The organism is Paraburkholderia aspalathi (genome assembly GCF_905220735.1).
GTDB lineage: Bacteria > Pseudomonadota > Gammaproteobacteria > Burkholderiales > Burkholderiaceae > Paraburkholderia > Paraburkholderia aspalathi.
In genome coordinates this window covers 305,267-324,255 of the sequence record NZ_CAJNBA010000003.1, presented here as the reverse complement: position 1 = coordinate 324,255, position 18,989 = coordinate 305,267, and the positions used below count along the sequence as shown (strand labels likewise).

The following is an 18,989-nucleotide window of genomic DNA, read 5'->3' as shown; positions in this document are numbered from 1 at the left end:
GGAAGAAAGTGAATCGAGTCTAGAATTTCGCCTTGCTGCAATCAATCTTGATTATGATAATCAATATATATTGATTTCTTCGGTTTCTACGCGTTTCCATGCCGCCCACCAATTCCCTCACCGCCGCCGAAGCCGCCGCTACGCTCGGCATCAGCCTGCCTACGCTGTATGCGTATGTCAGCCGCGGCATGCTGAGCTCATCGCCGGATGCGCAAGGCAAGCACCGGCTCTACGACGCTGGCGAAGTGCGGCGGCTCGCCCGGCGCAAGGAAGACGGCAAGCGCGCCGGCAAGGTCGCGCAAAAGGTGTTGGACTGGGGCGTGCCGGTGCTCGAATCGTCGATCACGCTGGTGGCCGACGGCCGCCTGCTGTATCGCGGGCACGACGCCATGGAACTGGCGCGCACGGCATCCCTGGAGGATATCGCGGCGTTGTTGTGGGAATGCAGTGCAAGGCGTATTGCCGATGCACCGGCCGTCCCCTTCGCCGCCGCGCAGTGGGCCGCGTGGCTCAAGCTCTGGAGCGACAGCACGCCGCTCGACCGCGCGCTCGTGCTGCTGCCGGCCGCCGCCGCGCAAATGCCGCGGGTATGGGCGCTCGGCCGCGACGCGCAACTCGATACCGCCTGTGCGGTCATGCGCTTGCTGGCCGCCGCGATGGTCTCGGCGGCGCCGTCGAACGAACCGCTGCACAAGCAGTTGGCGTCGGCGTGGAATATACGCAACCGTCAGCAGGCGGGGCTGCTGCGCGCGGCGTTGGTGGCCTGCGCGGATCATGAACTGAATGCGTCGACTTTCACGGTTCGCTGCATCACGTCGACGGGAACACATCTGTTCGGCGCCGTGGCCGGCGGCCTGGCCGCATTGGCCGGCCCGCGACATGGCGGCGAAACGGTACGGATTGCCGCGCTGCTCGATGAAGCGTCACGCGCCCCCGACCTCGACCGCTATCTGGCGAACCGGCTCGCCCGCCACGAGCACGGCGCGCATGGGCCGGTGCTGTCGGGCTTCGGTCATCCGCTTTATCCGGACGGCGATCCGCGCGCGCGTCTGCTGCTCGAGATGCTCGCTGACTGCGCGCCGGCCCGTTCGCCGCTAGGCGAACTGCAGGCAATCGCGCGCACGGTGCGCGAGACGACCGGCGCGGAGCCGACCGTCGACTTCGCGCTCGTGGGCATCGAACGGGTACTCGGCCTGCCGGCCGGCGCCGCGTTCACGCTGTTCGCGGTCGGCAGGGTGGTCGGCTGGATTGCTCACGCAATGGAGCAAACGCGCGACGGCCGGTTGATCCGGCCACGCGCGCGCTATATCGGGGAGATTGAGGCGCGGCCTTAACCGGCCGCGCAGCAGACGCGGTGCACATTCGTGGCCGCATCAGCCGCAGTCGTTACAGCGGCTGAAGCAATTGCCGCAGCCACCTCACTCCGTCACGCCACACCAAACCAGCGCGGCAGCCAGTTCAGCATCGGCGAACCGCTCAACGGCCGTGTTACAGCGCGCTCCGACCCGCTAGCCAGCGCGAAACGCGCACCGGCCCGCCCTGCGCTGACCCACGCCAGCGCACCGCGCGGCAACTCGATCGATTGCCCCGTTGCCAGCCAGTGATCGCCGTTTTCGCCTTCGACCGTCAACCAGATCTCACCCGAGATCACCTTGAAGACCGACGGACGCGCGACACGCCAGGCCGCCGCAGGCTCGTCATGTTCCATTTCGAAAATCCGGACTTCACGCATCGCTGTTCTCCTTCAAAGAACTTTCCTGTTGTATTGATTATTGACGTGCGATCATCAGATACCCATGCACAGTTCCGAACACTTTCATCGGAACTGTTCAGTCGAAAAAACGGACAGTTGACGGCAATCGCGCTTCATAGGGACGTGCAGCGCACGCCGTACCGAAAGCTCGGCGCGCCGACACCCTGGTTGCCCGGCGAAGGAAAAGCACCGTATGAAACTCGAAATCCAACTCAATCGGGAAACCGGCGTACCACTCACCGAACAGATCGTCACGGGCGTCACCGCCTGGATTCGTTCGCGCACCGCTCACCCCGGCTCCAAGCTGCCGTCGATCCGCCAGTTCGCCGCCGACTACGGCGTGAGCCGGTTTCCCGTGATCGAGGCTTACGACCGGCTGGTGTCGCTCGGCTACGTCGACTCGCGGCACGGCTCGGGCTTCTATGTCGCCGACCGCCAGCCGCCAAGCGCGCAATGCCAGGGCACCTCGGACCCGCGCCGCGCCGAGGACGAATCGGGGCACATCCTCCAGCAGTTCAACTACCAGAGTGAGACGCTCAAGCTCGGCAGCGGCTTCATTCCCGATGCGTGGCGCGACACGGAGAGCCTCGCGCAGGCGATCCGCCATGTGTCGCGCACCGACAGCGCGAGCATGGTCGACTACGCGCTCCCGCTCGGCAATCTGACCTTGCGTGAACATCTGCAAGGCCGTATTGCTCAATTGGGGATTCAGGCGGACGCCTCGCAGATTCTGATCACCAATGGCGCGAGCCAGGCACTCGATCTACTGATGCGCTACATGCTCAAAGCCGGCGACACGATATTCGTGGAGGACCCCGGCTACTACAACCTGAACGGTCTGCTGAAGCTGCACGGCGTGAAGCTGATCGGCATCCCGCGCACCCGCAACGGTCCCGATCTCGATGTGCTGCAGGCGCAGTTGCAAGTGAATCGCCCGAAGCTGATGTTCATCAACACGGTGTTCCACAATCCGACCGGCACCACGGTCGCGCCGCCGGTGGCGTTCCGGCTGCTGCAACTGGCGCGCGAACACGGTTTCACGATCATTGAAGACGACATCTACGCCGACTTCCAGTCCGACGTCACTGACCGTCTCGCCACCCTCGACCAGCTCGAACACGTGATCTACGTGGGCGGTTTGTCGAAGACGCTATCGTCGTCGTTGCGAATCGGCTGCGTGGTAGCGAGCCACGCAATCATCAAGGATCTCGTCGACATCAAGATGCTGACGAGCATCGGCGGTTCACGCTTTGCCGAAGCGGTCGCCGCTACGTTGCTGGAGCGCGGCGCGTACCGCAAGTATCTGGAACGGCTACGCCGCCGCATGCGCGACGCGCTCGGCTCAACCATTCAAACACTCGAAGACGCCGGCTGGGAGCTGTTCGAAAAGCCTGTCGGCGGCAAGTTCGTGTGGGCGCGCGTGCCGCACGTCGGTAACGCCGAACGGCTGGTGGCATGCGGCGCACCGCTCGGCGTGACCGTGGCGCCTGGCAGCTATTTCCGGCCGAACATGGAAATGAGCCCGTGGACCAGGATTCACGCCGCGTTCGGCAATGACCCGCGTGCGCAGGCGTTTTTCCGTGCTGCTGTGGCGTTGCCTCCCTCGGACTGACCTCATCATCTTGTCTTCGCGCTGAGCGCATATCCGCTGCGCCGGGCCACGCTTTTCCCTAGAATAGCGAGTCCCAGCCCGTCCCTGCGCGCCTAGCCGCCCTCCATGTCCACGCCGCCGACTCTGCCCGCCTCCGCCCCCGCTGCCACTTCGGGCCCCTCGGCCCGCTCGCTCACCGTGATGCTGTGGCTCGTCGCCACCGGCTTCTTCATGCAGACGCTCGACTCCACGATCGTCAACACCGCGCTCCCCGCGATGGCGACGAGCCTCGGCGAGTTGCCGTTGCGCATGCAATCGGTGGTGATCGCGTACTCGCTGACGATGGCGGTGATGATTCCAGTGTCCGGCTGGCTCGCCGACAAACTCGGCACGCGGCGCGTGTTCTTCAGCGCGATCCTCGTGTTCGCGGTCGGCTCGCTGCTGTGCGCCAACGCGCATACCCTGAATCAACTGGTGATCTACCGCATCGTGCAAGGTGTGGGCGGGGCGATGCTGCTGCCGGTCGGGCGGCTCGCGGTGCTGCGTACCTTCCCGGCTGAACGCTATTTGCCGGCTTTGTCGTTCGTGGCGATTCCAGGACTGATCGGACCGCTGATCGGCCCGACGCTCGGCGGCTGGCTCGTGAAGATCGCTTCGTGGCACTGGATCTTTCTGATCAACGTGCCAGTGGGGATCGTGGGTTGCATCGCCACCTTCATCTTCATGCCGGATAGCCGCAACGAGCATACCGGCAAGTTCGATCTGAAGGGCTATCTGCTGCTGATTTTCGGCATGGTGGCAATCTCATTCGCGCTCGACGGCCGCACAGAGTTCGGCATCCAGCACGCCACAGTGTTGGTGCTGCTAATCCTGAGCCTCGCCTGCTTTGTCGCCTACGGTTTGCACGCCGTACGCGAGCCCGCACCGATCTTCCCGCTCGACCTGTTCAAGATCCACACCTTCAGCGTCGGGTTGCTCGGCAATCTGTTCGCGCGGATCGGCAGCGGCGCGATGCCTTATCTGATTCCTCTGCTCCTGCAGGTGAGTCTCGGCTATAGCGCCTTCGAAGCCGGCATGATGATGCTGCCGGTGGCGGCTGCGGGCATGGCGGCCAAGCGCCTCGTCACCACACTGATTGTCAAATACAGCTACCGGCGCGTGCTGATCGTCAATACGGTGCTGGTGGGCCTGACCATGGCAAGCTTCGCGCTCACTTCAGCCAGCCAGCCGCTGTGGCTGCGGCTCGTGCAACTGGCATTCTTCGGCGCGGTCAACTCGATGCAGTTCACCGCGATGAACACACTGACGCTCAAGGATCTCGGCACCGGCGGCGCGAGCAGCGGCAACAGCCTGTTCTCGCTCGTGCAGATGCTGTCGATGAGTCTCGGCGTGACCGTTGCCGGCGCGTTGCTCGCGACCTTCACCGGCCTCCTGCCGCGCGTGACGGCCGCCAACTCGCTGCCCGCTTTCCATGCGACGTTCCTGTGTGTCGGCATCATCACCGCCGGCTCGTCGTGGATCTTCGCGCAACTGTCGCCGGACATCCGCACGCCCGCGAAAAAGACCGATCCTTCGGAACGGACCTGAGTTTTGCGCCAGGCTGCGGTGGCGTTGCCCCTAACCGCCGCTACCCGCCGCGCCCCGTCGCCGACCCGCAAAGGGGCGCGGGCCGCACCACCGAAGTGCGAATCATCGCGTTCGCGCCCGCGCTAGCGCACAATCGCCGTACTGACAGCGGCAAGCGGGCGCGCGCAGAGTGTTTCCGCACGCGCATAGTTCTTGCTCGCCTATCCTGTAAACTCACATTTTTGCGCGTGCCCACTCGTGCCGAGCATGAGAAGCGCGCCGCCACTTCCACACGACTGACATGATGAGCATGATCGAACTCGATCCTCCCGGCTTCCAGCCGCCGCGCCCGATGGCGGGCGACGAAGGCTCCCGGCGCACCGTTCTGTACGGCGGCTACACGGTTTTCAGCGTGTTCCAGCCGGTTTTTTCGGTGTCGCACCGGCGTGCGATCGGTTATCACGCTTCGCTGCGCGCACACGACGAACATGCGCTGCAGGTGCCGTCACACGAGGTTTTCACGCAGGCGGCACGGCGCGGCGACCTGCTGGAACTCGGGCGGCTCGCCGAATCGCTGCATCTGGGCAACTTCAACGCATTCGACAGCCACGACGAATGGCTTTTTCTGAGCCTGCACCCGGCCGCACTGATGGACACCAGTTACGGCGACGCACTGCTCGCCGGCCTCAAGGCGCTGGGCTTGCCGCCGCAGCGGGTGGTGCTGGAAGTATCCGAACAGGCCGGCGGTGAAACCACGCGCTTCGCCGAAATCATCGACGCGCTGCGCAAGTCCGGCTTCCTGATCGCGCTGGACGGCTTTGGCGCCAAACATTCGAACATCGACCGCGTGTGGAATCTGCGTCCGGACATCGTCACGCTCGACCGCTGCATTCTCGCGCAAGCGAGCGAACACTCGCATATCGAACGCGTGCTGCCGGGCCTCGTTTCGCTGCTACACGAATCCGGCCAACTGGTGCTGATGGGCGGCCTGAGCACCGAGCGCGATGCGCTGATCGCACTCGAATGCAACGTCGACTTCGTGCAGGGCGCGTACTTCGCGGGCCCGAGCGTCGAGCCGGTCAAACCGCAAGCGGCGGCCGGCCTGATGGACTCGCTCTCCGCGGCACTACGCGAACGGGTTGCCACACGCGAACGCGCACAGTCAGCACGGCTCGCACCCTATGTCACGGCGCTGGAAACGGCGGCTGCCCAACTCGTGGCCGGGGAATCGGTAACCCAGGCGACCGCGACGCTGCTCACGCTCGGCGAAACGGCACGCTGTTTTGTGCTCGACGGTTCGGGCCGGCAGATCGGCGACAACGTGCTGCCGGCGGGACGCGCTTCGCAACGCGCCAAGCGCTTCCGGCCATTGCTGCATTCGGAAGGCGCGAGCTGGGAACGCCGGCCGTACTTCATTCAGGCCATGCGCGTGCCAGGCCAGGTGCACCTCACGCCGCCCTACCTCTCGATCAACGAAGCACACCTGTGCGTAACGGCCTCGATCGCCGCGCATACGCCGCACGGCACCCAGGTGCTATGCGTTGACATCAACTGGGAAGTCGCTGCGCATCGTAATTGACGCAAGGGCGTTCCGCTGGATCCGCGCGAGGAGCTTCATGACAGCCGCGCGGCCCAGCAAGCGGTTGGCCGCCTGCAACCGCGCCGCGCTGGTGACGGCGCGCAACGCGACGATCTTCGTCGAGCCGTCCGCCTGATTTAGCGTGGACACGTCGATCACCCCCACAACCTCGCCTTCGAAGAGCAACGCAATACACATTGCGCCTTCGACCGACACCACCTCTGCATGGCTCGCCTGATGCGCGAGCGCTGTCACCGTCTCCATCCAGGCCACTGGCCCCAGTTCCTGCGTGCACACCGGCGCGTCGCTGACGACTTCCGGCGCATCGCTAAAGAGGCGTAACAAGGCCGCCCGATCCTGCGCCTCCAGCGCGGTGCGCAAGCGTTCCACGATCCGTGCATGCGCGGCGGGATCCGGTCGTTCCAGCGGCGCGCCCGCACGCTGCAACCGCGCCTTGGCCCGATGGACGATCTGCCGGCAACTGGCCGACGTGCGATCGAGGATTTTCGCAATCTCCGCGTAGTCGCAATCGAACGCTTCGTGCAGCACGAATGCCGCCCGCTCATCCGGCTTCAGACGCTCGAGCAGAAGCATCACGCCGTACGACATCTCCGCTGCACGCAAGGCCAATTCCTCCGCCGACGGCGCCACCTCGTCGAGCCAGGGCTCCGGCAGCCAGCCGGCAGCCTGTGACGCGCGTTCGCGCTGCACGTGACGCAGCCGGTCAATCGCCGCGCGCGTGGTGATCGTGGTGAGCCAGGCGGCCGGTGTCTGCACCTCTTGCGTATCGGCGAGATGCCACTTGAGCCAGACGTCCTGCACCACGTCTTCCGCTTCGGCGCGGCTGCCGAGCATGCGGTACGCCAGCGCTAGCAGGCGGGCACGCACGGCCTCGAAGCTGGATGCCTTGTCGATTCCTTGTTCCGTCATGCCTGAACCTCCTGATCTACATCCTTTTTACCTTGACGCCCGGGCTCCCGCCGATGTGACAGCCCACCGAAAAAATATTCCTGTCACGCCGCCGCCCTTCCTCTCGTCATAAGGACAACAACCCGTTCAATGGGCGCGTGGTTGTTCGAGGTTGTTCGAATCGGCCACCGCTCCCGGCTACCGGCAACGCGCCACCTGAAACGAGGCAAACATGCATTCCAGCTATCCGTCCATCACCGGCCTCGGCCTCGTGCCCACCGTGATCGAGCAATCCGGCCGCGGCGAGCGCGCCTATGACATCTATTCGCGTCTGCTGCGCGAGCGCATCGTCTTTCTGGTCGGTCCGGTGAACGAACAGTCCGCCAGTGTGATCGTCGCTCAATTGCTGTTTCTGGAATCCGAGAATCCCGACAAGGATATTTCTTTTTACATCAATTCGCCGGGCGGCTCGGTGTATGACGGCCTCGCCATCTATGACACGATGCAATTCATCAAGCCCGAGGTGTCGACCTTGTGCACCGGCTTTGCCGCCAGCATGGGCACGTTTTTGCTGACCGCCGGCCAGCGCGGCAAACGGTACGCGCTGCCGAACGCGCGCATCATGATTCACCAGCCGTCGGGCGGCAGCCAGGGCACCGCTGCGGACGTCGAAATCCAGGCGAAAGAGGTGCTCTACCTGCGCGAACGTCTCAACACGATGATGGCCGAACGCACCGGGCGCAGCATCGAGGAGATCGTGCGCGACACCGACCGTGACAACTTCATGTCGGCTCAAGGCGCGAAGGATTACGGCCTCGTCGACGAGGTGCTGGAAACACGCGCGGCGCTCGGCAATCCAGGCGACTCGGCTCGTCACCGTGACATGTAGCGCGGCACGGCCGCACCGCCAGAAACGTCCTCGCCCCGGACGGTTTTTGCCGTTCCTATCGGTGCGCCTGAAACACAAAAGCTGATCACCTCCGCTGGAATCGCTATCATGGTCGCGATTCGTCGAATTCGACGATCGCTTCAATGGAGATATTCATGGCGTCATCCAACGAAACCGTCAGCATGGCGCTATTCTGCGACTTCGAAAACGTTGCGCTCGGCGTGCGCGACGCGAAGTACGACAAGTTCGACATCAAGCTGGTGCTCGAACGTCTGCTGCTCAAGGGCAGCATTGTCGTGAAGAAAGCGTATTGCGACTGGGACCGCTACAAGAGTTTCAAAGGCGCGATGCACGAGGCCAACTTCGAGTTGATCGAGATTCCGCACGTGCGCCAATCGGGCAAGAATTCCGCCGACATCCGGCTCGTGGTCGACGCGCTCGACCTCTGCTACACGAAATCGCACGTCAACACCTTCGTCATCATCAGTGGCGACTCGGATTTTTCGCCGTTGGTGTCGAAGCTGCGCGAGAACAACAAGCAGGTGATCGGTGTCGGCGTGCAGCAATCCACCTCCGATCTGCTGATCGCGAACTGCGACGAATTCTTCTTTTACGACGACCTCGTGCGCGAAAGTCAGCGCACGGTCACCAAGCGCGAGTCGTCGCGCCCGCAACAGAACGCGCAGCAGACAGCCAAACGTACGCCCGACGAAGAAAAGTCGCGCAGCAAGGAAGACCTCGAAAAACGTCGCACCAAAGCGGTGGAGATCGCCGTGCAGACGTTCGACGCGCTCGCGTCCGAACGTGGCGATAGCGGCAAAATCTGGGCATCGGTACTGAAGAACGCGATCAAGCGCCGCAAGCCGGATTTCAACGAGACGTACTACGGCTTTCGCGCATTCGGCAATCTGCTGGAAGAAGCGCATGCGCGCGGGCTGCTCGAATTCGGCCGCGATGAGAAGTCAGGCGCGTACGTTTATCGGGGCGCGGCTGGAAATGCGGGCGCCGAAAACGTGAACGAGCCAGCCGAAGCAAATGAGTCGGCAGAGCAGATGATCGTTGAAGCACAGGTTGCCGAAACCGTGGTCGCCGAGTCGGGCGGCAAGCACGAGTCGCGCCGCCGAGGCCGTGGCAATCGCAAGCCCGGCCGTGGCCAGCAGGAAAGCGCGCAGGAAGAGCGTGTGGCGGTTGACCACAGCCGTCATGCACAGGCTCAAACTGACACGGGACACACGCACGCGCCGTCGGCCAGTGAATCCGTTTTCGAACAGCCGGAAGCCACCTGGGCACAACCGGAGGCCTTTGCAACTGAACCGGTCGCAGTAGCCGCAGAAGAAACACCGGAAGCGGGCACCGCCCAACCTAAGCGCCGCAAGGAACGCGCACCGCGCAAGACAGCCGCGAAGAAAACGAAGAAGGCAACACCGCGAAAGATCGATGAGGTCCCGGAGATCGCGGCGCCTGCTGAAGCGCCGGCAGCGTCTGTTACCGAAGAAAAGGCGCCCGCGGCCGCCAAAAAGGCAGCGCGCAAAACCACCCCACGCAGTCGCCGTCCGCGTAAGGCAGCGGCAACGAGCGAGGCGGAATAAGCGTCTCACTTTGCGTGACGTGCACCGGATTTCCTCCGGTACACCGATAGCAATGTGAATGCCGCAACAACGCAAACTCCGTCGCAAACAAAAAGCCCCTGCTCGCAACGAGCAGGGGCTTTTCCATTTCCAGTTCGCAACACCTACAACAAACCAAACACCGCCACCCCATTCGTCGTGCCCACAAACACTTTGCCGCGCGCGATCATCGGCGTGATGAACTTGTTGCCCGCGCCCCATTGATCGCGCGTGCCGGCCTGATTGCTGTTGTACAGCTCGCTCGCGAGGTTACTTGCGTTGTACGCATGCAGGGCGCCCGTCGTGCCGTTTTCCGCCACCCAGACGATGCCGTTGCTCGAGCCATTGGCCGACACGGCCGGTGTCGCGCCGGGATAGGCAAACGTGGTTGGACTCTTTGACGATGCGGTGGTCGCGAGAAATGCACCGGAGATCGGCAGCGCCTTCAGGTTATCGTTCCAGCCGCCGTAATAGACCACACCGTTGTAATAAGCCGGCGAGCCCCAGATGCCGCCCGCGAGCGTGCCGGTCAGCACCTGCCAGTTATTGTTCGCCGTGGGACTGAATTTACCCATCGAATCGCGATCGACCACGTAGATCAGATTGTCCTTGCCCGCCGCCACCGCCAGGTGTTTGACAACGCCGCCCGCGGTCGTCTGATCCGGCAACAGCATCACGCCGCCCGAACCGAAATCGTTGTCGGCATTTGCCTCGGCCACGACGTTACTCATGGCGAAGTAATCGGTGACCTGCAGGTTTCCTAAGGACAGCTTCATCAGCGAGTTTCCGAAGTCGCCGTCAACCGGAAAGCCTTGCGCATTCAGCGTGGTGCCGAACGTGCCGTTGCCGTCGACGACGTAAATCGAGGTGCCGTCCGAGGCCATGCCTGAGCCGGCCATCCAGATCGATCCCTGGCTACCGTTCGGCGCGACGTCGAACACGCTGGTCTGCTTCAACGTGTCGGCGCTATAGGCCATCAACCAGCCGGTGTAAGCGCCTGACATGCAGTGCGCGGTCCAGCCCATATAGACGTTGCCGCCGACCAGCGTGAGCGCCGCGCGCACGGTATGCAGCGATGGATTGAAGGTGATGGTGCCGTTGACGCTCCCCGCGCCGCTACCGGGGAAGCTCGCCGCAATCTCCGTCGGGCCGCCGAGCACTTCTGCCCCCGTGGTCAGATCGAGCGCATGCAGCCGATGATGGTACCCACCGCTGCCGTCCTTGGTCATCGCCACGGCATACAGCACGCCATTCGCGCCGCGATTGCGATCGATCACCGGCGTCGACGTAATGCCGATTTCCGGCGTGATGTCCTGGCAACCGTGATCGTCACTGGGTGTCTCGCCGCTGCCGACCAACGAGACCTTCCACAATTGCGCGAAGGTGGTGGCGTCGTACGCGTACACGCTATCGTGTTCGGTGGCGACGTAGACCACATCGTGTGCGGTGCCGGCAATCGGCAGACTGGTGACGAACAGCGGCTGCGCATCGACTTTGCCGTCCGCGGCGAGAAACGCGACTTTGCCGAAGCTCGTTGAATTGACGTTCGCGAGCGTCAGCGTGGTCTCGGCGAGCATCTGGCCCGTGCGGGCGAGATCGTTGTGATGCATCAGCACGTCGGTGGCGAAGGCTGTCGTGCCCATCGACGTGCCACCCGAACTGGTCGAGCCGGTACCGCCGCTGCCGGTCGACGAGCCGCTGCCGGTGGTGCCGCCGCCGGCGGACGAACCTGAACCCGTACCCGATGAGCCACCCGAGCCGCCGCCGCAAGAAAGGAAGCAGCCGGCGACGAGTGCAATCGCCAGCCGCTCGCACACGCGGGACCACATTCTCGGATTGAACGTGCCGGTTTGCGGTCGCTGCATGGTCGCCTCGTTTGCACGATGTCCGGCTCACTCCGTGCGTCGGGCTGCGTCGAACGGCGGAGTCAGAAACGGCGGGGGCCGGCAGGGATGGAGTGGAGTGTGCGGGCTGTGCGGAACCGTCAGACAACCGGCGTCCCTGGCCCTCTATCCAAACGTACGCCCTTTGCCGGGCGGCCTGCCGCCATCGTTTCGTGTCTTTCCGCCAGAGATGACAAAAGCTTTACAGCAACAAGCTTGCCTGCCCCCTGGCGCAAACGGTGTGTTTCGGCGAAGCGAGGTTTCCGATCGACCTCAGTTTCAGTAATACGGGTAAGGCGCGTACATCACCGGAGGCGGCGCGACATACCGCGGCGGCGGAGCATAGTAGTAGGGCTGAGGTGCGTAATAGGCCGGCTGCGGCGCGTAGTAGGCGGGTTGCGGTGGCTGCGAGATCGTGTTGCCCTTCGAGGTCATGCACTGCGCGTAGGAGGCGTCGTAGCGCGCTTGCAGGCCCGCCGCGGAATACTGCGCGCCATTCGCGCCGTTCGCGCCGCCGATCAGCAAGCCGCTGCCCGCGCCGATCGCCGCGCCCGCGCCCGCATTGCCCGCCGCCGCACCGATCAGTGCGCCGACCGCCGCGCCGCCAAGCGTGCCCAGCGCGGCGCTGTTCACGCTGTTGGTGGTCGCCGCCTGGGCGGCCGCGTTCGGGTCCGTCGAACGGTTCGCATAGTCGCGGCATGCATAGTCGTCTTGCTGGAACTGCCCGAGCGGCTCGCCGCTGCGCGGCAGCGCGACCACGCTTGGGCCGCTCGGCGGCATGACCGCGCAACCGCCGAGCGCGAGCGCAACGACGGCGGCCGGTATGGCGAGGCTAATCGACTTGGTGCTGGAGATCATGTTCGTGCGCTTCGATGACATTGGAATTCAAACGTTATGCCAATCGGTATCGCGCTTGGTTACGAGATCGTTACAGAAAGTTTTTCGCTTACATTCTCGCGCGCGTTCGCGCCGCATGGTCTCACAGCCTGAAAAGCCCGCGCAGCCACGTCATATCGGGTAATGCTTGTAAGCGAAGCCGCAATCTGTTTTCGCAGCGCGCGGCCTAAACTGGCTTGCGGTAATAGTGGGCAATGAACCAGAGGATGACTCGATGAACCGGCTTGTTTTTCTGGTGGCGGCGGCTTCTGCCGCCTGCATATCGCCCGTTTTCGCGCAGTCGAACACGACATTCCCGAGCAGCGCGATCGAACCGTCTACTGCGACCTTCCCCAGCGCCTCGATCGCGCAGAATTTTCAGTACATCAATCACCCGCCTCCACCTCCCGCGCCTGCGAGTTCGGTGTCGCCCAGCGGCGGCGGGCGTGGCCATCGGCATCGGCAGATGTCGACAGATTCGGATACGACCGGGGGTGCGTCGACGCAGCCTTGATCGAACGCGCGCAAGGTCTGAATCGGCGCGGAACAAGGGCCCGCTGACCTCGCCGCAGTTACCATCTGTGACAAAGCTTGCACTTCCGACCGGCCTCGCAGGTGCCAACCCGACGACTATCTCTCCCCGTTACCTCGTAACTGCCGGAGAAACACGCGTTGCGCGCCCTCCGAAGGCTTCACCTGGCATCGTCATACCTCCAGCTGTAGCGCTGTCGCGCCTCGCCGGCGTGCTCCGTTGCCCCTGCCTGCACCACGTTCCCCATACGTGGCGGTAAGCGGCCTCGACATGGCGCGCAAAGCGCGCGCCGTCCATCAACGGCGATGCCGCGAGCCGTGCCCGCAGGCTCGCACGCATCGCGCTCAGGCGCGGCAGATCGCGTACCAGTTGGACGGCGGTCTCGACGAACTGTGCGTCGCTGTCCGCGGCGAGGTCGCGCAGACCCAGGTTCTCCAACTGGCTCAGTCCGGCGCGCCCTACTGACGTGCCGCCAACCCGCGTGACGACCGGCACCCCCATCCAGTACGAGTCGAGGCTCGTCGTATGGCCGTTATACGGAAACGTGTCGAGCCCGACGTCGATCTGGTGATACGTGCGCAGATAGTCCGCGCGGGGCCGAAACGACGTAAAGGAGACCCGCTCCTCGGCGATCCCATGGTGTCCCAAACGCTGGAGCAGAAGCGCACGGGCCGCGCCGCTCGGGGCCATCAGTAGCAGCCTCGCGTCCGCCACTTCGCGCATCACGTCGCCCCACAGTCTGAACGTCGCATCGCTCAGCTTGCACGGGTTGTTCAGGCAACCGAACGTCGGATAGCCGTTCGATAGCGCAGGCAACGCATTGACCTCAGGCGTATCCGTCAACGCGTCATAGCACCAGAAAGAGTCCCGCAGACGGATGGAAACTTCGCTATACCAGGCATCGCTGCCGACCGGGTCGAGCCACGGGTCGGTGAACCGGTAGTCGATCGCATCGATGCCGGTCGTGCCCGGATAGGCGAGCCAGGCGATCTGCATCGGTGCGGGTTTGCGCGCAAACAGCAGCGGACGGCCATCCGCCATGTGCATGGTCAGGTCGATGAGAATGTCGATCCGGTCGTCGCGGATCATCTGTGCGAGCTGCTCGTCGTTGAGTGCGCGTACGTCGCGCCAAGCATCGGCATAAGAGGCTACGCGCTGCGTCAGATCGTCCGGCCGGGTGACGCTCGCGTAACAGAAGACTTCGAACTGTTCGTGATCGTGATGCGAGAGCAGCGGCAGTGTGAACAACGTCTGGCAATGATCGCGGAAGTCCGGCGACACGTAGCCGATACGCAAGCGGCGGGACGGTGTCGCATCGTTCGGATGCGGCTCGTGGGTGCCGCGATACAGCGCCTCGTGCCGCGCCGACCATCGACGGCTTTCGTCCAGTAGCGGCTGAGGATGCTCGGCCTGGAAGCTCAATGCGTAGACCAGATTGCTGTGCGCGACGACATTGTAGGGATCGCACGTGAGCGCCCGACGATAGCAATCGATGCCGTCGTCGAGGCGACCCTGGTCCTTCAGCACGTTGCCAAGATTGTTGTGCGTGACGGAGTGATGCGGATCCACGCTGAGCGCTTCGCGCAAATGAGATTCCGCCTCGGCGATGCGGCCCAACGTACGCATCAGGGTCGCCGCATTGTTGAGCGCGGCAACGAAACCCGGGCGCAGGCGGATCGCCGTGCTAAACGCTTGCGCGGCGTCCTCGTGCGAGCCCGACTCTTGCAGGACGATACCCAGGTTGTTGTAGGCATCGGCGTGTGCCGGCGCTTGCTCGATCGCCCGCTGATAGTGGCTGACCGCTTCGCTCCGCCTGCCGAGCGCATGCAGCGCATTAGCCAGGTTGTACGCTGCTTCGGGGAAGGTGGGGTCCACGACAAGCGCGTGCGTCAGCAACCCAGCGGATCGTACGAACTCGCCGCGCCGGTGAAGCGCGACGCCGAGATTCACCAGGCTACAGGGCGAGTCGGGTGCCACGCGCACCGCTGCCTCGAGTTGCATCACGGCTTCGTCCAGACGGCCTTGCGCCTCGAGGAGTGTGCCGAGATTCGTGAGTGCGTTGGCGTCTTCGGGTTGCGCTGCGATCGCGCGGCGGTATGCGGCTTCCGCGGCATGCAGGTCGCCCTGTTGCCGGTGGCAGTTGCCGAGGTTGTTGAGCGCATCGACGTGCCCTGGTTCAAGCGCCAGCAGCGACGTATAGATCTCAATCGCAGCAGCGTATTCGCCGACTGCTTGCAGCGCCGCCGCCAGGGCGAATAGCACGTCGGCGGAGCCGGCTTCGAAAGACAGTGCTTGCAGATAGGCGTCGATCGCTTCGGTAAATCGTTGCGCGGCGGCAAACACTTGTCCTCGAACGAAGTGATATCGCGCGTTTTCCGGTGCGCGAGTCAGCGCCGCATCGAGCCACGCAAGTGCGGCCTCGTACGCGCCACCTTGCATGTCGAGCACACCGAGGCGGAACATCACGTTCGCGTCGTCGGGGTTGATCGCGAGCGTACGTTCGTACAACTCGCGGGCATGGCCGAACTCACCCGCGAGATGATGTGCCGTCGCGAGATCCAGAATCTGAGTGATTTCCATCGTGCCCCGCCGGAGGACTGCTGTTTCACCGATGTCACTTCGACCCGGACCGCTGTCCGCATCACATCCTTGTGATGCCGTCGCGCGAGGCGAACCACAGGCGGCGCGAAGGGGAACGAACATCAGCGAACGATAGCGAGCGAGTCCTTACCGAGGTTTACCATTGCTCACCACAAGAAACATGTGGCGATGCAGTCACACCGCTTCCAGCCGGGGAGCGAAACTTCACGGAAGCTTTCAAGGTTCGAAACTGTAAGCGAGCATGGCAAGCGCGCGGCGCATAGCCATGGCGGTGCACGCTCAGTTCAGCTGATGGAGAAGACGATGACGAGTCTTTCGATGGCAAGACCAGGAGCTTTCGACAAGACCGCATCCTGAATGCGGAACGCTGACGAAGCTTGCCGTCCGCAAGAAATATTCAGTAACCCGTAAGTAACAATGGATAGGAATGACGAAAGATTTGACGCGCAAATGCGACGGACGGCAAACCTGAAGAACCAAAAAGCAGAAAGCCCTCACGAAGGAGGGCTTTCTGTTTTACTACCGTTTCCAGACATCATTGCAGCGATCTGTTCGGATCTCCAATTTGATTGGATATCCGAACTATCCTGTCACGCTGCAACCGGCAAACTTACGCGAAGTTCTTCGACGCGAATGCCCAGTTGACGATGTTCCAGTACGCTTCAACGAACTTCGGACGCGCATTGCGGTAGTCGATGTAGTACGCGTGTTCCCACACGTCGATCGTCAGCAGTGCCTTCGCATCCGTGGTCAGCGGCGTAGCTGCGTTGCTCGTCGACACCAGGTCGAGCGAACCGTCAGCCTTCTTCACCAGCCATGCCCAACCCGAGCCGAACGTGCCGACTGCGGTCTTGGCGAATTCTTCCTTGAACTTCTCGAACGAACCCCACTTGGCGTTGATCGCGTCAGCCAGTGCGCCGGTCGGTGCACCGCCACCTTGCGGCGACAGGCTGTTCCAGAAGAACGTGTGGTTCCACACCTGAGCGGCGTTGTTAAAGATGCCGCCCGATGCCTTCTTGACGATCTCTTCGAGCGACAGGTTCTCGAACTCCGTGCCCTTGATCAGATTGTTCAGGTTGGTCACATAGGTCTGGTGGTGCTTGCCGTAGTGATACTCGAGCGTCTCTTCCGACATGTTCGGAACGAGTGCGTTTTTTGCAAACGGCAGCGGCGGGAGCGTATGTTCCATGGTGCTTTCCTTGTGTCTGTATCTGTTGTGGGGGGAGTCTGCGGATAAGGCTTTAGAGCACTCGATTGTAGGCGAGTTGGAATAACCCCGCAAACCAACGGACTTTATGTCCGGCATCGGCGAACATGCCGCACACATAGCGTAATTAGTGCCTTCGCACGGCGTGTGCCCGGTCTCGGCGACGGTCAAAAATGCGCTTTGGCGCGCCATCGGCGAAGTGTCAGAAACCGTCGGTCAGGCGCGGTTGCACGTCGGCGAGGGCGATGTCCGCCGCCCCTTCCGCGAGGTGTACCGTAAGGCGCCGCCCCGGCTTCAGTGACGACGGCGCACGCACCGCGCGGCCGCTCTGCGCGTCGAGCACGGCAGCATAACCACGCTCCAGTGTGCGCTGCGGGCTCAGTACTTCGAGCCGGGCGGCCAGCGTGTCAATACGCGCGGACTGACGTTCATGCTGGCGTAACAATGCTGCGTCCAGGCGCTGCGAGAGCATGCCGAGCTTTGCCTGATGCGCGGCGAGATCCGGGCGCCAGCGCTGCCAGCGCATCTGCAGCAGAGAAAACCGCGCTCGGGCGTCGCGCACGGGACGCGCGCCCGCCGATGCCAGCCGCAAGCTCAATTGCTGCAAATGCGTGCGCTGCCGCGCAAGCCGCTCGGCCGGTGACACGAGCCGGCGTGCGAGCCAGTCGAGTTGTTGGGCGCGCCGCTCCATCATGCGGCCGAAGCCACGTGCGAGCGTCGCATGCCGATGATCGAGCTCGCGCAGCAACAGCACGCGCTGCGGGCTGACGAGTTCGGCGGCGCCGGTGGGCGTCGGTGCGCGCACGTCGGCGGCGAAGTCGGCGATCGTGAAATCGGTTTCGTGACCCACGCCGCTCACCACCGGGATCGCGCTTTCGGCGATCGCGCGCGCCAGCACTTCTTCGTTGAACGCCCACAGGTCTTCAATCGAGCCGCCGCCGCGGCACACGATCAGCACATCGACTTCGCGCCGCGCGCTGGCCGCATCGACCATCGCAGCTACTTTGGCGCTGGCGCCCACGCCCTGCACCGGCGCCGGATAGACGATCACCGGAATATGCGGGGCGCGGCGCGACAAGGTGGTCAGGACGTCACGCAATGCGGCGGCCTGTAACGACGTCACGATACCGATCGCCCGCGGATGGGCCGGCAAGGCGCGTTTGCGTTCGGCGGCAAAGAGCCCCTCAGCTTCGAGTTGCGCCTTCAGCTTGAGAAAGGCTTCGTAAAGACGCCCCTGCCCCGTGCGGCGCACCGCTTCCACATTCAGTTGCAGCTCGCCGCGCGGCTCGTACATGGTCACCAGCGCTCGTACTTCGATGCGATCGCCTTCGCGCGGCGTGAACTCGGCGTATTGCGCACGACCGCGGAACATCACGCAGCGCATCTGCGCCTGCGCGTCCTTGATCGAGAAATACCAATGGCCGCTCGCGGCACGCGTGAAGTTCGACACTTCCCCGGACACCCAGACGAGCGGAAACGAGCGTTCGAGCATCGTGCCAATGGCACGGTTGAGCGCGGAAACGGGGACGACAACTTCACCGCCGGGCGTAGCCGACGAAGAAAAAGGGCTTTCGGGATTCATGCGAGGAATATCGGTGACTGGCCGGACAGACGATAGACCGAGTGGCCATCGGCGTCCAGCACAGCAGACGAATTGTTAAAAGTGTCCACATGTCGGGAGCCGTTAGACGAATGCCGCCAGATCGCCCGCCAGGTCGCGTGAATTGGAAGCATGTCCTTGATTTATATGGATTTTGCATCTCGTTAAAGAGAACGATTGCCGATACGGAGCGCTCGGCGCGGCCCTCTCAGCCTGTTGACTGGCAGGTTCTCCACAAAGTTATCCACAGGCTGTGGGCGTCGTCCGGAACCGCCACTTGCCGTGCAGCACGAGGCACGTGACTTGCCGGGCGGGACGTGTGCGCGCTAGAGTGGCGGGTTCGACAGCATGCTGAAAGTCCGCCGCGCTCGCCATTACGGCCCATAGACTGCACAC

Annotated in this window: 14 protein-coding genes; 7 read left to right on the top strand and 7 right to left on the bottom strand. The window is 63.4% G+C overall.

Going from position 1 to position 18,989, the window contains the following annotated elements; genetic code table 11:
- Positions 1 to 98: 98 nt before the first annotated feature.
- Positions 99 to 1,334 carry a citrate/2-methylcitrate synthase gene (locus KHO30_RS20300; protein WP_211702010.1) on the top strand — a complete coding sequence of 412 codons (1,236 nt, stop codon included), beginning with the start codon at positions 99 to 101 and terminating at the stop codon, positions 1,332 to 1,334.
- Between the two features lie 92 nt (positions 1,335 to 1,426).
- Here KHO30_RS20300 and KHO30_RS20295 read toward each other — a convergent pair whose 3' ends face one another.
- Complete coding sequence (locus tag KHO30_RS20295; RefSeq protein ID WP_054043580.1) at positions 1,427 to 1,732, bottom strand: DUF2917 domain-containing protein; 306 nt, start codon at positions 1,730 to 1,732, stop codon at positions 1,427 to 1,429.
- A gap of 214 nt (positions 1,733 to 1,946) precedes the next feature.
- Between KHO30_RS20295 and KHO30_RS20290 the strand changes: the two genes are divergently transcribed.
- From KHO30_RS20290 to KHO30_RS20280, 3 genes are all read left to right on the top strand, one after another.
- The gene (locus tag KHO30_RS20290) at positions 1,947 to 3,365 is read left to right on the top strand and encodes an aminotransferase-like domain-containing protein (RefSeq protein WP_093635736.1); all 1,419 of its coding nucleotides are present in this window, start codon (positions 1,947 to 1,949) and stop codon (positions 3,363 to 3,365) included.
- A 105-nt stretch (positions 3,366 to 3,470) separates the two neighbouring features.
- Positions 3,471 to 4,931: a multidrug transporter subunit MdtD gene (mdtD, locus tag KHO30_RS20285; RefSeq protein WP_093635734.1), complete on the top strand. Its 1,461-nt coding sequence runs from the start codon at positions 3,471 to 3,473 to the stop codon at positions 4,929 to 4,931.
- A 283-nt stretch (positions 4,932 to 5,214) separates the two neighbouring features.
- Entirely contained in the window at positions 5,215 to 6,489 is a 1,275-nt protein-coding gene (locus KHO30_RS20280) for an EAL domain-containing protein (RefSeq protein ID WP_093635764.1), read from the top strand.
- Here the strand turns inward: KHO30_RS20280 and KHO30_RS20275 are convergent.
- Entirely contained in the window at positions 6,445 to 7,419 is a 975-nt protein-coding gene (locus KHO30_RS20275) for a sigma-70 family RNA polymerase sigma factor (RefSeq protein ID WP_211702009.1), read from the bottom strand. The genes KHO30_RS20280 and KHO30_RS20275 overlap by 45 nt on opposite strands.
- A 211-nt stretch (positions 7,420 to 7,630) precedes the next feature.
- Between KHO30_RS20275 and clpP the strand changes: the two genes are divergently transcribed.
- Both clpP and KHO30_RS20265 read left to right on the top strand, forming a co-directional pair.
- Positions 7,631 to 8,287, top strand: coding sequence for an ATP-dependent Clp endopeptidase proteolytic subunit ClpP (gene clpP, locus KHO30_RS20270; RefSeq protein WP_211702007.1), 657 nt, complete (start codon positions 7,631 to 7,633; stop codon positions 8,285 to 8,287).
- Between the two features lie 155 nt (positions 8,288 to 8,442).
- Complete coding sequence (locus KHO30_RS20265; protein WP_211702005.1) at positions 8,443 to 9,876, top strand: NYN domain-containing protein; 1,434 nt, start codon at positions 8,443 to 8,445, stop codon at positions 9,874 to 9,876.
- 143 nt (positions 9,877 to 10,019) lie between these two features.
- Here KHO30_RS20265 and KHO30_RS20260 read toward each other — a convergent pair whose 3' ends face one another.
- A complete protein-coding gene (locus KHO30_RS20260) occupies positions 10,020 to 11,759 on the bottom strand; it encodes a PQQ-binding-like beta-propeller repeat protein (protein WP_093635726.1) in 1,740 nt (579 codons plus the stop codon).
- A 297-nt stretch (positions 11,760 to 12,056) separates the two neighbouring features.
- Positions 12,057 to 12,635 carry a glycine zipper family protein gene (locus KHO30_RS20255; RefSeq protein ID WP_093635762.1) on the bottom strand — a complete coding sequence of 193 codons (579 nt, stop codon included), beginning with the start codon at positions 12,633 to 12,635 and terminating at the stop codon, positions 12,057 to 12,059.
- 253 nt (positions 12,636 to 12,888) lie between these two features.
- Between KHO30_RS20255 and KHO30_RS20250 the strand changes: the two genes are divergently transcribed.
- Entirely contained in the window at positions 12,889 to 13,167 is a 279-nt protein-coding gene (locus KHO30_RS20250) for a hypothetical protein (RefSeq protein WP_211702003.1), read from the top strand.
- Between the two features lie 129 nt (positions 13,168 to 13,296).
- Here KHO30_RS20250 and KHO30_RS20245 read toward each other — a convergent pair whose 3' ends face one another.
- The 3 genes from KHO30_RS20245 to xseA form a co-directional block, all read right to left on the bottom strand.
- The gene (locus KHO30_RS20245; RefSeq protein ID WP_211702002.1) at positions 13,297 to 15,765 is read right to left on the bottom strand and encodes a tetratricopeptide repeat protein; all 2,469 of its coding nucleotides are present in this window, start codon (positions 15,763 to 15,765) and stop codon (positions 13,297 to 13,299) included.
- A gap of 631 nt (positions 15,766 to 16,396) precedes the next feature.
- Positions 16,397 to 16,975: a superoxide dismutase gene (locus KHO30_RS20240; protein ID WP_054034297.1), complete on the bottom strand. Its 579-nt coding sequence runs from the start codon at positions 16,973 to 16,975 to the stop codon at positions 16,397 to 16,399.
- Between the two features lie 220 nt (positions 16,976 to 17,195).
- Positions 17,196 to 18,575, bottom strand: a complete 1,380-nt coding sequence (gene xseA, locus KHO30_RS20235; RefSeq protein WP_211702001.1) for an exodeoxyribonuclease VII large subunit — start codon at positions 18,573 to 18,575, stop codon at positions 17,196 to 17,198.
- Positions 18,576 to 18,989 lie beyond the last annotated feature (414 nt).